The sequence below is a fragment of the Ruegeria sp. O4 genome (genome assembly GCF_056535125.1).
The window spans coordinates 1-14,641 of the sequence record NZ_JBQERO010000035.1; the positions used below are offsets into that span (position 1 = coordinate 1).

Consider the following 14,641-nt stretch of genomic DNA (forward strand, 5'->3'; position numbering starts at 1 on the left):
CTCAGCATTGGGCTGGAAAAGCCCCGTCGCATTCGAAAGGAAAGTGGCTTAAACGAGCACTTGGGGCGGCACAAAAACGGGACAGGTCCAGAAAACCCTAAATCTGTCCGGTAGGCGCTGACTTCAGACACCTTAACATAAGTGTGGACCAGTTCCGTTGGGGAGGCTCATTGGGAGGCTCATTTTCCGATCTATACATCCGGTTCTCCTCGCAGTATGGACTGCGCTTCTACTATGACCCGTGTGTCGGAAGCTCTGAGGGTGACCGTATCACTCCGGAGAGCTGAGCCATGAACCCGACACTCGCAATCGCATTGAAGCGTAAAGGATATGACACGCTGACCCCTGTTCAGGAGGCGGTGTCCGCACCGGATTTGCAGGGACGAGACTTGTTAGTTTCGGCGCAGACCGGATCAGGAAAAACCATCGCGTTCGGCTTGGCCATCGCACCAACAATTTTGAGCGATGCGCAGGTTTTCGATGTGGCAGGCGCGCCTTTGGCGTTGGTTGTTGCACCGACGCGAGAGTTGGCGCTGCAGGTCAAACGAGAACTGGGGTGGCTCTATGCGGATGCGGGGGCCTTCATTGCCTCATGCGTTGGCGGCATGGATATGCGCGACGAACGCCGGGCGCTGTCCCGAGGGGCACATATTGTGGTCGCGACACCAGGGCGGTTGCGGGATCATATAATGCGCGGCTCGATTGATTTGGCATCCGTACGCGCCGTCGTGTTGGATGAGGCTGACGAAATGCTCGACCTTGGATTCCGTGAAGATCTGGAATTCATCCTCGAACAAACGCAATCAGACCGCCAGACACTATTGTTCTCGGCAACGGTACCGCGCGCCATTGCCACCTTGGCTGCCCGGTACCAAAGGGATGCCGAGCGTGTAAGTACTGTCAGTGAGAGGACGCAACACGCCGATATCGAGTACCGTGCGATGAATGTGGCTCCACGTGACGGTGAAAATGCTATCATTAACGTGCTACGCTACTACGAGGCTCCTAACGCCATCGTTTTCTGCAACACGCGCGCCATGGTCAGCCGTCTGACAGCCCGACTGTCCAACCGCGGGTTTTCGGTTGTGGCTCTTTCCGGAGAACTGACCCAAGGTGAACGGTCAAACGCCTTGCAAGCCATGCGTGACGGACGGGCCCGCGTCTGTGTGGCGACCGACGTCGCGGCGCGCGGAATTGATTTGCCAAATCTGGATCTGGTGATCCATGCGGAACTGCCCAGCAGTCATGAAACGCTTTTGCACCGTTCAGGCCGAACTGGACGTGCAGGGCGCAAAGGTGTCAGCACACTGATCGTTGCACCGGCTTCTTACAAAAAAGCCCAAAGGCTGTTGAAATTCGCTAAACTCACGGCCGATTGGGGTGCGGCACCCTCCGCTGAAGAGGTCAAAGCGCAAGACCTGCAACGGATGTTCGGATCGGAGGACTGGCACTCTGAAATAACAAAGACTGAGCGGCAGTCAGTCAACGAACTGGTAGAAAGGTTCTCGCCAGAACAACTCGCTGCGGCATATGTCCGTCAATACAACAGGGCGCATTCCGCTCCGGAAGAACTAAACGACATTCAGGAAGCAGCGCCAAAGCAAAGCGCACCTTTTGGTCCGAGTGTTTGGTTTTCGCTGTCAGAAGGGCGCAACGAAAACGCGTCTCCGCGATATCTACTTCCTATGGTGTGCAAGGCGGGGAACATCACGAAATCCGATGTCGGTGCGATCCGTATCGTTGACGACGAGACCTATATCGAAATTCGCGAAAGCAGCGTCGCCGGATTTTTGGACGCGATTGGGCCGGAAATGAAGATCGAGGGTACAAAAGACATTGTGCAGTTGGATTCAGCCCCCGATTTGTCGAACTCAGCAAAGACAAGCTTCAACCGGGCTGCCAGAGGCAATAAAGGTCTGGAAAAGACTGCACGCAAACCGAGCCGACTTGTCGAGCTGCAGCCTGCGAAAGCGCGGAAAAAGACAGTGTCCAAGCCCCCTGAAAAGGCCAAAGTTGAAGCCAAGCCCAAACGCGATGACGACAACCGCAGTGGTCTGAGTAAAAAACTTGACCGCCGCCCAAAAGGCCCGCCACCGCCAAAGGGTAAGCCCAACAGCAAGAAAAACCGTGCACGCGCTGCGGCAAATAAGGGCGGTAACGCTGTGCCAAGGCGTTCAAAGTAAGTCGAAGCGTTTGCACAGGCCCTTTCCGGACATTGGCCATGCCAAAACTCCGCTGGGTTCCGCCCGTTAGACCAGACTTTCGCAGCGCCTGCGAGCCCTGGCGATAGACATAATCATACTCTGCGGACCATACTGTCGCTCCAATCGGCCATGCAAATTGATGGCAGACTCAGCTCGAGTTCTTGATAACCAGAGGATTATATTGTGATGATGCCGGGAGTTTTTTTCGGCCAGCGCCCTGACGAATTCTTTTTTGGGATAGAACGGAAAACGGTTCGGTGCTGACAGCACCTGCTCTTTGGAGAAGTACCTTCAGTCGATCCGATGCATCGGACCTGTGGATATGTCGGACCGCACCAAAGCCAAGTGAGACAATGGAGGTACCGTTGGGTGCAATTGAGTTTCACCGGCGCTGCCGTCTATTTTTCCCAATCCTGCGGGTCAAAGCACATTGTTATCATCTCGTTGTGCTTGTAAGGACGTTGCACTGTCCGAAAGGGCCGCGCCGTGCGGGCGTGATGGAATGGTAGACATATCAGACTTAAAATCTGAAGGGCGTATGCCCGTGTGGGTTCGAGTCCCACCGCCCGCACCAGGCACTTTCGAAAGCTGCATTCCGCTGCCCGGGTTGCGTGTCTTCGGGACCGCAAATGCTGTGAAGCGCAGCCTACGTCGTCATGGCGTCATATTCATGACCAGGACTATACCGGATACCCCAATTCCCGGATCAGCCTCCAGATGTCCTTGTTCGCGGCTGACAACTGATTGACGACTGTCTCGATTTCGCGAAGCGCATCATCATCTACCGTGTCCGAGCGCCCCAGTCTGATATCGGTCTTACGGTCAGAAATCCGCATCAGAATTGTTTTCGGGTTTCCGCTTTCCTGATCGAATGAATAGATGCAGTGGTTATACTTGTTTCGAATGCCAGAAAGCTTGCTGAGCCGTTGCGTGCGTTCGAGGATCGGGTCACGAACCTGCGCGGGTCTTCCCTCCATCTTGGCAAGCCGTTCGACCAGATCAATACGCGCGCGGGTTGTGTTCAAGGTCAGGAAAATAATGACGGCCACGTCTTTCGACGTTCCGGAAAGGCCCGCGATCAGGTGGATCAGCAGGCTTTCGGTGTTGGTCCACATATAGTTCAGCCTGCCAACCAGAAGGATCAGGCGATCGAACCGGGCTTCGAACGTGTCAGTCAAGGGCGGATTGCTGCGCCTCGTGCGGCGCAACCTCGTAATAGAAATGTGCGGCTGCGGTGCGGTTGCTGACACCGATCTTGCCAACCACGTTGTGCATATGCAGCTTGACCGTATGTTCCGTAATTCCCAACTTGGTCGCAATCAACTTGTTGCTTTTGCCCTGCGAGACAAGTTGCAGGACCTGCTTTTCGCGACGCGTCAGCTTCAGGTACCGCGACTGCTGGTCGCCACCATATGTGGCACTTGTCACTGGTCGGTCCGGGATGTCCCGAGTGTGCTGGCCTGGAAAGGCGACGCAATCGGCAAGAAAACTGGGCAGGTACAATTCTTCATGCATCAGCAGTCTGAGGATGGCACGCCAAGCATCGGGCGCCACATTCATCGGCAGAAATCCAACTTCGCCGAACTGCGCGCGATCCCAGGATTCAAACATATGCCGGGCTGATTCTTCTTTGCGATAGGCAAAGGCAAGACAGCCGGATCCGGTACTTTTGGTATAGGCCATTGGGCGCGCCAGCAGGTCTTCAAGCATCATCTGATCAACAACAACGATCTTGCTGCAACCGGGCGCATGGCTGTTCATGGTTTCGAGGGTTTCAAACCGCCGGGCGCGAACTCCGAATTCAGTTTGAACGCTTCTTAGGGTCTGATTGGAGTAGAATAATTCTTTTCCAATAAAGACAACCGAAAAATCTTCTGAATAAAGATCCTGATTGGCAGTTTCATCTATCAATGACGCACTCATCACATTCCCTCGCAAACAGGGTCAACCAAAAATTGCTTATTTGAATTCTGGTGGTCTGAAATAGTTAACTAATCAAATAGGTAATTAAATTTTATTATACTCGAAAGCATGGTTTTCCACAACCGGGAGGAGTGCTTTCATTGCCCGTACCATAGAACTTTCGGTTAGGTTTCCGCTTGGATTTTTGTGCAACCAGCGGAAACAATTGAATTATTTTGTTGCGACTTTTTATGGGTAGGTCATGCGGGGCAGGTGTGCGCAAATTTAGGCGCGTTCTAAAAGAAAGTAATAAAAACAATGATGTAACTACCTCAAAACTTTCGACTAGCTAGGCGTGGGCGTGCGTCGCTGCGAACATGGCTGGGCTTCAATTGTCGAAGCGCCTGTCCCTGTCGCGCCGGTCATTGCGTATTTAAGCAACCTTCATGAACCGTCGCGCTTTCGGCTTAGCCGGGAAAGGAGGTGGCCATTTAGAAACTTCCACCGACCGCTTTCAGCGCGTTCAAGCGCTGCGCGGGTATTTTTGTTTCAATCTCGCCTGATGCCGCTTTTTAGATGAATGGCGGTCTGGCGTTCCAGAAATAGGAATTTGTCATGAGACGTAATGTGAATAATACAAACGTAACAACCGTCGACGAAATTAATGTCGAAAACCTGGAAGCTCCGGTAAATGTTGAAATCCCGATTGATGAGGCGTTTGTTGAAGCTGATCTGACTGCACAACAGCAGCAGCAGGACCAGACTGTAGAAAACTCCAACGATCAGGGCCAAGACCAAAATCAAGGCCAGGATCAGGGTCAGGAACAAGGCCAGGACCAAGGTCAGGATCAGGGCCAGGATCAGGATCAAGGTCAGGATCAGGACCAGACGCTCAATGCCGGAGATAACACCAACGACAATTCGAACAGCAATGCGATCAATATCGACTTTGGTGGCGGAGAGTGGATTCCGCGTGATGACGATCAGGTTGATCTGGACTTCGGAGATAACGCGTCGGTTGGCGACGTAATAACTGCAGGCCGTGATCTGAACTATGATCCTGGCGATGACATGAATGTCGATATCTCAATGGATGGTGCGGGAACCGCGATGGCGGCCGTCAACAGTCAGGTGGCTAGCCTGAGCGATGACGACACGCTGGAATCGGCGTCAGTTTCGAACAATTCCGGTTTCTATCAGAATGGTAGCGCCTATGGCGGTACCGCCAACGCTGAAGAAGGTATCGGCGTCAAGTCCAACGGTGGAGATTCGGGCGACGGTGGTACCAGCTATGGTGGTTCGGCAGACTCGACCACGCTGGGCAGCCATGCGTTTGGTGCCGGTGGCGATACCGGCAGCGCCGACGCGGATTCGAGTGGCGGCGCAGGCGGTGATAGCGGTGACGCAAATAACGCCAGCATTGGTGTCGGCCTGTCCGGCGCAGGGGCTGACGGTGACAGCACCGGCGGAGACGGCGGCGACGCTGACAGTTCGTCTTCTGCTGACAACGACGGCAGCACAAGCGTTGACGGTGACGGAACTGGCGGTAACGGAGGAAGCGCAGATTCGTTTGGTCTGGGACTGGGCCTTGGTCTGTCTGGCTCGAATGCCTCGGGTAGCGCCGATGGCGGCGACAGCGATTCCGACTCGAGCGGCACGGGCTTTGGTGTGGCCGGCAATGACGTAGACGCCGAAGGTTCCGACGGCGGTGACGGCAGCGCCTCGACAGACGGTTCGTCGTCGAATTCCAGTGACAGCACAACCGAAGCCAATGATGCAACTGCGGGCAGCAACGCAGCAGAGGGCAGCGCTGACAGTGGTGCGGACAGCTCGGCTGATGGAACTGGCGGACCTGGCACCGGCGGTGAAGGCTCTGGCGGCGAAGGGACCGGTGGTGAAGGATCCGGTGGCGACGGCACAGGCGGTGACGGTACCGGCGGTGACGGTGAAGGCGGATTTGCCGCTATGGTCGAAGCTGCAATCATGGCCCTGCAGGAAGAGCTTGGCATGGTTGATGCCGAAGCGGGCGAAGGCGGTGACGGAACTGGCGGTGACGGAACTGGTGGCGATGGTTCGGGCGGCTATGGCTCTGGTGGCGATGGCTCAGGCGGTGACGGTTCGGGCGGCGATGGTTCCGGTGGAACTGCCGACGCGGATTCGGATGCGCAGGGTGTTGGCGACCAGTCCGCAAGCGGGCCTGATATCAACCAAAGCCCAGGTGACGTGAACGGTGCATCCAGCAATTCGCAGAACACGGATGGCAGCGGTGGTGATGGCGGATCAAATTCGGCCAACGGCACAGCGGACGCAGCGGGTTCTGGTACGTCTGCAGCAGACGGTGACGGCGGAGCAGGCGGCACAACGACGCCCACATCCACGTCTTCGGGCAACGGTGCCGGTTCTGCCGATGCGGCCAATACCGCCGGTGATGGCGGAGCGGCGGATGTATTCGGTGATGCCGATACAAACGGAGCCGCCGACAGCCTGGCTGAAGCAATCGCTGGATACGGTGGTTCGGGCATGTCCGATAACGATGCCACATCGACCGGTTCGGGCGATGCGACCGGTGCGGCCAGCTCGGGTGCCGGTGGTGCCGGTGGCGCGTCCGCCGCAAATGGCGGAGCCAGCGGATACTCGACCGGTACAGCTATGTCCGGTGACACCATGGGTGGAACCATCACGGGCGGCAGCGCGGCTGGTGCCTATTCGGGTGACGGTGGTGCAGGCGGCAACGCTGGCAACTGGGGCTCGAACAACGGTGGCGATGGTATCGTGACCGGCGAGTCCTATGCCTCGGCAGCGGCTGTTGTCGACACCTCGGCCTTTAACCAGTCGATCGTCATGGGCGCCAACGTGCTTGGCAACTCGGTCGACACGACCATGGTCGGTGGTTCGATGACCTCGTCCTACGCAAGCGACGACAACGACGCATAAGTCATAAGGCGAGGCCCGCATTATCGGGCCTCGCTATTTTCGAAAATGCCGGGGCCGCGAGCAGTGGCCCCGGCCCAACTGAACCCAAAGCGGAAATTCTGGCCGGTGCGGGTGAAAAAGGATGACCGATATGGCCCTTGACGCAATTACGGAAACAATAGCGCATTTTGTTGGAGCATTTGAACTTACGATCGAACAAGCCCGGCTGCGGGACCAGTATGACGAATTCACCGCCCTGAGGCGAAAAGCCGAAATTGACGGGCTGGACGATCCTGCTGCGATCCACATCAGGGCCGACCTTGATATCCCGGTGGGCGAGTACAAGCTCCTCCCATACAATTTTGCCCCACCTCAACCTAACCTGCCGCTACCAGACGCGCCGAAGGGGCCTGTGCATGAATCGGTGATTATCCTTGGTGGAGATGGGCCGGTTTCCGAGCGTTTTGTCCCAGACGACACGATTGGACCATCATCCGTTCCCACACTCGTCATTCTGCAGCCGGACAACGTGCCGTTGGGGTCTGCGGTAAGTTACACCATGCAAAAGGTTTTCCTGCGTGACAACGATACGGTGGGCAAGGGTGAATTTCGCGACACGGACGCGCTGATCGCGAAAGGTGAGCAGATGCTGGACATGGCGTTGTCCCTTCATGCCGTGGCAAGCCCGTCATTTTCACTCGCGGACTACCAGTCAATCGAGATGGTCGAGGCACTGGCCGAACAGATGCTGAATCCGATGAACGGGGATGTGGATGGCGTCACCGTGTATCAGTTCCATGGCGATGATGCCTTGGGCGTGATCGTCAATGGCGAGCACATGGCCGAAGCACCTGAATGGACCGACCTGCTGCCCGCTTTCCATCAGCCGGATGAGGCGACTGGCGATGAAGCGGAAACGCCGTTGCCTGCCGAATGGGACCAGTCCAAGGATTCCGATTTTGACGACGGGCATCTGGTGGTGACCGGTGGTAATCTGGCGATCAATGCAGTGTCTGCGACTATTGGTTGGGTGGATGCTCCGTACATTGTTGTAGGCGGGCAGGCCATCAATCTGACGGTCATCAGTCAGGTCGCGCTTGTTTCCGACTGGGACGTAGGTGCCATGAATGCCGGAAGCGGTACCAACCTGGTTCAGTCTTCGGTGATCGAAGTCGAAGGCAAAGAGGCCGCCTGGCTGGACGATGTCGACGGAACAAGCGGCCAGCCCGCATATGTTGTTGTCGACTGGGTTCACGGCGATCTGGTGGTCGCGAATTTCATCAACCAAAGTATTGATGCCACCGATATTGATCACATTCAGACCGAAATTTCAGCCACATCCACGCTTTACGTGCTGGGCGACAACGAAATGTACAATGTCGCCGATATCGTGCAGTTGGGCAGCTATTACGATCTGATCATGATCGGCGGAAACATGATTTCAGTCGATGTGCTGGTTCAATCCATGGCCCTTATGGATGACGACATCATCAGCGGCGGAGTGCCCGCGTCGGTGATGGACGGTGATGAAAACCTGCTCATGAACGACGCGTCGGTCAAAACGATCGGCAAGGACATTCACCAGGATATGCAACAGAATATGGCGGACGCGCTTGCCATACCGGAAATGGACATGGACGCGTTGGAAGACGCGCTTCTGAATGATCCGATGTTCGCCGGGATGGAGCAGTTGCGCGTCCTTAAGATCGACGGCGATCTTATACAGGTGAACATCGTCAATCAGGCCACGATGATGCTGGATCAGGATGATATAGACCTGTCCGGCCCAAATGCTGCCGGGGCCGATGTAGTCGCGGGCAGCAACGCCATGCTGAACACCGCGCATCTGACCAAGATGGGTGTGGACTCGACGGTCATGGCAGCTGACGGGTCGTATTCCGATCTGCTGCTGCATCAGGCCAGCCTGATCGACATGCCGGACAACGACGAGATTACCGCGATGACCAATGAGGCAATTGCGGCCATCATGGGTGACATGACCGTCGCGCAACCGGATGCGGCCCTGGCACTGAATACCCCAGCTCTTGATGTAACAACACCTGACGACGGCCTGCAAACCATGCTGGCCTGATCCCCCAAGATTTTACCGAGTGACCAGAAGGTTTCTACATGTCGTTTGTTTTTTCGTCGCGCCGCCACCCCTTATCCAGCCCGCTGGACAGGCAAGGCGGGTTGGGTCTGAAGCGTCAGGGGGCCGAACCAGGGGCAGATCCTGCAAAACGGGCCACAGGTGCCACCACCCGACTGCATCTGACGCAGGAGTTCCGAGTGCCTGAACCAGATCAAAACCGGCCGGTTGAAAACGATGCGTTGAAACCGGCCAAAGACCAGAAACACTCATGTGAACAACCGCGCGCTGAACCTCCCCATTGGCGTGCGCCGCCGCAGCCCGTGCAAGACAAGGACATTGCGGGCGGTGGTGACGGGGTGGCTGATGCTGACGGCCCGGATCATGCAACCGCGGACGAAACGACAGCGCGCAAGACCCCCTCTGCGCGCGCGTCCGGCGCGGATCACATGGGCGCGACGATCGAGGCCAAGGCAAACCAGCCACTGTTGCGGACAAACTCCGGCGGCGGTGACGGGAACGGGCCACCCCAAACCTTTCACAAGCGCACCCCGCCCGAGGATTTCCAGCGCACATTGCGGGATTCGATCCGGGCGATCCGGCGTAACCTTGCATTTGTTCTGGTGCTGACCTGCGCGACCAATATTCTGATCCTGTCGATTCCGATCTACCTGTTTCAGATCAGTGACAGGGTTCTGACCAGCCGATCTTTGGATACGCTGATCATGTTGACGGCAATCGTCGCCGGGGCCGTGATCTTTCAGTCAGCCTTTGATGCGGTGCGGCGGTTTACGCTGATGCGAACCGGTGTCGAGGTTGCCGTTCGTTTGGGTGCACCTGTGCTTAGTGCGGCTGCGCACGCGTCGTTGCATGGAAACGGGCGCGAATATCAGACGCTTGGCGATTTGCAGCAACTGCGCGGTTTTCTGGTTTCCGGCACGCTGATCTCGTTTCTGGACGTGCCATTTGCCCCACTGTTCATTTTGATGATCTTTCTCGTGCACCCGCAATTGGGCATGATCGTCGTGGTGACAGCGCTGATCCTGATGACGATTGCGCTGATCAACCAGAAAATGACAGCCAAACCGTTTGCCGAGGCAAACAGGGCACAATCCATGGCGAACCTGCATCTGGATTCCATGTCGCGCAACAGTCAGATCATCAACGCCTTGGCCATGATCCCCGAGGCGGTGCGGATCTGGGGGCGGGACACCGCCCAATCCCTGACCTGGCAGGTGCGCGCGCAGGACCGAAACGTGATCTTCGCAGCGATTTCGCGCGCTGTTCGTCTGCTGACTCAGATTGGCATTCTGGGATGGGGCGCATTTCTGGCACTGCAGGGAGAGATTACCGGCGGAATGGTGATCGCGGCCTCAATCATTGCCGGGCGCGCCTTTGCGCCCATCGAAGGTTCGATTGAAGGGTGGAACAGTTACCTGCTGACGCGCGCGGCCTACGGGCGGATCAAGGCGCTGCTGTCAACCTCGGCCCTGCAACACGAGAAGTTGCGCCTGCCGCGCCCCGAAGGCCGGCTGGATGTGGAGCGGTTGCTCTATGTCCCCGGTGGAACCAAACGTGTGGTTCTGAACGGGATTACCTTCTCTCTCACCCCCGGTGAAACACTGGCCATTATCGGCAATTCAGGTGCGGGCAAAACCACCTTGGGCAAAACCCTTGTCGGGTCCGTTCTGCCCACGTCGGGAAGTGTGCGGCTGGACCTGATGGATATCCGAAACTGGGACCCGCGCCAGTTTGGCGAAAGCATCGGTTATCTGCCGCAGGATGTGCAGCTGTTCCCCGGAACCATCAAGGACAATATCGGCCGGATGCGTGCCGATGCCACGGACGAACAGATCCATGACGCCGCTGTTCTGGCCGATGTACACAACATGATCGCAACCTTGCCGCAGGGATATGAGACTGTGGTGGCCTCCGATGGATCGCCTTTATCGGGCGGACAGAAACAACGCATTGCGCTGGCGCGGGCGTTTTTTGGGAACCCACGAATGGTTGTGCTGGACGAGCCGAACTCGAACCTTGACGTTGCCGGGGACAAAGCCTTGGCGCGTGCCATTGAACAGGCGCGCGAAAGCAAGATTACCGTGGTCGTCATCACGCAGAAACCGACCCTGCTGAATGTGGTCGACAAGATCATGTTGCTGACCGATGGGCGCGTCGCATTGTTCGGTCAGCGCGAGCAGGTTCTTCAGCAGATCAACGGGCCGCGCAAACGGACCGGAATTGAAGGGCAACAGGGAGGCTGACCATGAATGACCTCGTACCCGTAAGGCACTCTGCCGGTGAACCTGACGTCTGGTATGCGGAAGTTCCGCGCTCGATCAACCGCTTCATTGTCATCGGTATAATCATGCTGGTCGTCTGTTTTGGCGGTTTCGGAGTGTGGTCCTTCAGCGCCCCGCTGGCGGCGGCGGTCATCGCGCAGGGCAGCTTTGTCGCCACCGGACGCAACAAGATTGTCCAGCACCTTGAAGGCGGGATCATCGAAGACATCAAGGTCACTGAGGGGCAAACGGTTCAGGCAGGTCAGGTGCTGATGACGCTGGATCAGACCTCGGCCCAGGCCAATGAGCGCGAGCTGTTCATCCGCAAACTGCGCTTGCAGGCGATGACCGAGCGATTGCTGGCGGAATATGGGGAACGGGATCGTCTGGTCTTTACGCCAGATCTGGTCGAGGCCTCCAAAGACGTGGAAGTCATGGCCATTCTCGACGGTCAAATGCTGAGCTTTGATGTGTCGCGCAAGACCTTGCTGAATGATGTGGCACTTTTGGAACGCAATATGGAGGCTTTGAAGATCCGGGCAAGTGGCTTTGAGGCCCAATTGGACAGCATGGTCACACGTGCCGAGATCTTGCAGGAAGAGTACGAGTCCAAAAACCAGCTTTTCCAGAAAGGGCTGGTTCGAAAGGGCGAATTGAACACGATCCGGCGTGTGCAGGCCGAAGCCGAGGGGCAGCAGGCCCGGTTGCAGGCCGAGGCCGCTGAAATCAATCAGATGCTTCTGAAATACCAGGAACAGATTACGCGCACCCGATCCGCCTATCGCGAGGCTGCACTGGATGAATTGGGCGTGGTCGAGGCAGATCTGGAAAGCGTGCGCGAAAAATCCCGTCAGGCCCGTAATGTCCTGGACCGGGCCGTGGTGCGGGCGCCTGTGACCGGGACAGTGGTTCGCCTGCATTATCATACTCCGGGTGGTGTGATCGAAACGGGCGAACCCATTGCCGAAATCCTGCCTGCCGATGCGCCGTTGATTATTGAGGCGCAAATCCCACGCACCGAGATTGATAGTGTGGTAACCGGGCAGACCGCCTCGGTGCGACTGATCGCGCTCAATCAGCGCACAACGCCGGTTTTGTACGGAGAAGTCTTTTATGTCTCTGCCGACGCGCTGCTTGAAGAGGCGGCAGGCGTTCCAAAAGAGGTATATCTGGCGCGTATCTCACTTACCCCAGACGAGCTGCACCGGGTCAGCGGCTTTGTTCCTACCCCAGGCATGCCTGCGGAAATTATGATCCAAACTGAGGAACGAACTTTTGCGGCTTATATCGCCAAACCTGTGTCGGACAGCATGTCGCGTGCGTTTCGCGAGCAATAACCTAGGTGGCTAAGGCCGCTGGTTCATCTACCTCGAGTCGCGTTCTGATCCTTTTGGGAAAAGCGTGAAAGTGAGGGTGTGTACCTTTGACGGTGCAAGACTTGGGTTTTCACACGCTCCACATCCTTGGCGGGTTGGCGGATCGGCTCAACGGTGGTTGCGAAATCACAGGTTCATGAAGCGCCAGATTTCCGCATCTGATGCAAATCAATGCAAAACACATTCGAATCGAGACATGTTTGGCCGGAAGTCATCATAAGGAACACCCGACCATGTTTCGCCTTGCCGCCATGCTGTATTCACTGATCGCCACTGCCATTTCAGGTTCTGCCGTAATCGCTGTGCTGTCTGCGGGATTGGTTTCCGTCAGCGCAATTGTCGGCGCAGCAGTTGCCGGGGCGGTGATCGCTGCTCCGGCATCGTGGATGGTGGCCCGGCGCTTGTACCGGGGCACCTGATCAGGCGTTCAGGAACGTCCGAACCGCTGCTTCGAATTCACGTGGTTTTTCGGCGTGCAGCCAATGCCCGGCTCCGGGTATTTTGGCAAAACGCGCGCCGGAAAACAGCGAGCGGATTTCAGGGCGGTGTTCCGGCAGGACATAATCCGATGCCGCGCCCGACAGGAACAGGGCGGAGCCATTCCATGTGGCGTCCAATTTGGGGAAGCCCATGATCTTTGGCATCTCGGCTGCAAGAACATCCAGATTAAGCAACCACCGTTTTCCCTTGATATCCAGCGATTGGGTGAAAAAGCTTTGCAACGCTTTCTCAACGCCTTGATCGGCCAGCTGCATTTCCGCATCCGACCGGCGGGTGATGCGCGAAAAATCAACAGCCCGCATGGCCTCGATGAACTGGATTTGGCTGTGCGCGTATTGAACCGGCGCGATGTCGGCGACCACCAGCTTGTTCACCAACCCATTGTGCCGCAGGGCCAGGGTCATGGCAGCCTTTCCGCCCATGGAATGCCCAAGAACATCCGCCACGCCGCCGATCTGTTCTATGACTTCGGCGATATCCTGTGCCAGATGGGGATAATCGTGGCTCGGGTCCCACATGCTGTAAGCATGGTTGCGCATGTCCACCGCCACAACCTGCCGTTCGTCTGAAAGCCTTTTGGCAATGACGCCCCAATTCCGAGCAGATCCGTAAAGGCCGTGTGCTATTACCAGCGGTGGGCGGGCGGTCGGTTCGCCATGTACAATCGTGTTCAGCATAGCTTGCGTGATACAAGCGCCTACAGCGGATCACCAGCCCCATTGTAGGTCTTTGTGGTGCAGGCTAGATTGCGGCGGCAGGAGAGAGCCAATGCCTCAGGACCCAGACATTCAGACCCGGATCGCCGAGACGGTGGCCTTGCTGCGTGCCAAGCTTGGCGTGCGCGACAAGACGCTAGAGGCATCCATTCGCAAGGCAAAACGACGCCTGCCGCGCCGGGTGTACCGGCAGGCCATGGTGCTTGCCCGGTCCGAGGCGATGGCGTCGCACCCGAAGATGCGGTTGATTCTGGATACTCCCAAGCTCGTCAGGGCGTCGGACGTAGTGCAGGATCATCTGGGAAGCATCAATCTTGCGGATCGCAGGTGGGGCTGGTTCCTTGGATTGCTGGGGGGGCTGGCTTTCAATCTGTTGGCTCTGACAGCGCTGTTGCTTGTTTTTCTGTGGTGGCGCGATTTGATTTGACTTTCAGACGGCTGCCAAGCTGACGCGTGGCCAGATCCCCCTCTATCGAAGCGACTGCTCAAACAACAAAAAAAACGGCGCCTCAAGAGCGCCGTTTTCTTTTCTTTTTCAACGTTTACAGGTTCGGGTATATGGGGAAGCGGTTGCAGAGGTCTGCGACCTGGGCGCGGACGCGGGCTTCGACTTCGGCGTTGCCGTCTTCGCCGTTGGCGGCCAGGCCGTCGACCACTT

The 14,641-nt window shown here is 56.9% G+C and carries 10 protein-coding genes and 1 tRNA gene; 8 read left to right on the forward strand and 3 right to left on the reverse strand.

Annotated elements, in window-relative coordinates:
* Positions 1-290: 290 nt before the first annotated feature.
* Together ACR0J7_RS20220 and ACR0J7_RS20225 are read left to right on the forward strand one after the other, a co-directional pair.
* Positions 291-2,183, forward strand: a complete 1,893-nt coding sequence (locus ACR0J7_RS20220; protein WP_480915458.1) for a DEAD/DEAH box helicase — start codon at positions 291-293, stop codon at positions 2,181-2,183.
* A gap of 509 nt (positions 2,184-2,692) precedes the next feature.
* Positions 2,693-2,778, forward strand: a tRNA-Leu gene (locus tag ACR0J7_RS20225).
* 106 nt (positions 2,779-2,884) lie between these two features.
* On the opposite strand, the gene ACR0J7_RS20230 is transcribed toward ACR0J7_RS20225, so the two are convergent.
* Both ACR0J7_RS20230 and ACR0J7_RS20235 read right to left on the reverse strand, forming a co-directional pair.
* Positions 2,885-3,382: a hypothetical protein gene (locus ACR0J7_RS20230; RefSeq protein ID WP_480473566.1), complete on the reverse strand. Its 498-nt coding sequence runs from the start codon at positions 3,380-3,382 to the stop codon at positions 2,885-2,887.
* Positions 3,375-3,965 (reverse strand): helix-turn-helix transcriptional regulator, encoded by a 591-nt coding sequence (locus ACR0J7_RS20235; RefSeq protein WP_480915459.1) that lies wholly within the window; start codon positions 3,963-3,965, stop codon positions 3,375-3,377. Before ACR0J7_RS20235 ends, ACR0J7_RS20230 begins: the two co-directional genes overlap by 8 nt.
* 768 nt (positions 3,966-4,733) lie before the next feature.
* Here ACR0J7_RS20235 and ACR0J7_RS20240 point away from each other — a divergent pair.
* From ACR0J7_RS20240 to ACR0J7_RS20260, 5 genes are all read left to right on the forward strand, one after another.
* Positions 4,734-7,040 (forward strand): hypothetical protein, encoded by a 2,307-nt coding sequence (locus ACR0J7_RS20240; RefSeq protein WP_480915460.1) that lies wholly within the window; start codon positions 4,734-4,736, stop codon positions 7,038-7,040.
* 130 nt (positions 7,041-7,170) lie between these two features.
* The gene (locus tag ACR0J7_RS20245; RefSeq protein ID WP_480774548.1) at positions 7,171-9,111 is read left to right on the forward strand and encodes a type I secretion protein; all 1,941 of its coding nucleotides are present in this window, start codon (positions 7,171-7,173) and stop codon (positions 9,109-9,111) included.
* A gap of 38 nt (positions 9,112-9,149) precedes the next feature.
* Positions 9,150-11,372 carry a type I secretion system permease/ATPase gene (locus tag ACR0J7_RS20250; RefSeq protein ID WP_480871566.1) on the forward strand — a complete coding sequence of 741 codons (2,223 nt, stop codon included), beginning with the start codon at positions 9,150-9,152 and terminating at the stop codon, positions 11,370-11,372.
* Positions 11,373-11,374: 2 nt separating this feature from the next.
* Positions 11,375-12,727, forward strand: coding sequence for an HlyD family type I secretion periplasmic adaptor subunit (locus ACR0J7_RS20255; RefSeq protein ID WP_480540043.1), 1,353 nt, complete (start codon positions 11,375-11,377; stop codon positions 12,725-12,727).
* 272 nt (positions 12,728-12,999) lie between these two features.
* Positions 13,000-13,185, forward strand: a complete 186-nt coding sequence (locus ACR0J7_RS20260) for a hypothetical protein (RefSeq protein WP_267368020.1) — start codon at positions 13,000-13,002, stop codon at positions 13,183-13,185.
* Here ACR0J7_RS20260 and ACR0J7_RS20265 read toward each other — a convergent pair whose 3' ends face one another.
* Entirely contained in the window at positions 13,186-13,944 is a 759-nt protein-coding gene (locus ACR0J7_RS20265) for an alpha/beta fold hydrolase (RefSeq protein WP_480489417.1), read from the reverse strand.
* 91 nt (positions 13,945-14,035) lie between these two features.
* Between ACR0J7_RS20265 and ACR0J7_RS20270 the strand changes: the two genes are divergently transcribed.
* Positions 14,036-14,410, forward strand: coding sequence for a hypothetical protein (locus tag ACR0J7_RS20270; protein ID WP_209507997.1), 375 nt, complete (start codon positions 14,036-14,038; stop codon positions 14,408-14,410).
* Positions 14,411-14,641 lie beyond the last annotated feature (231 nt).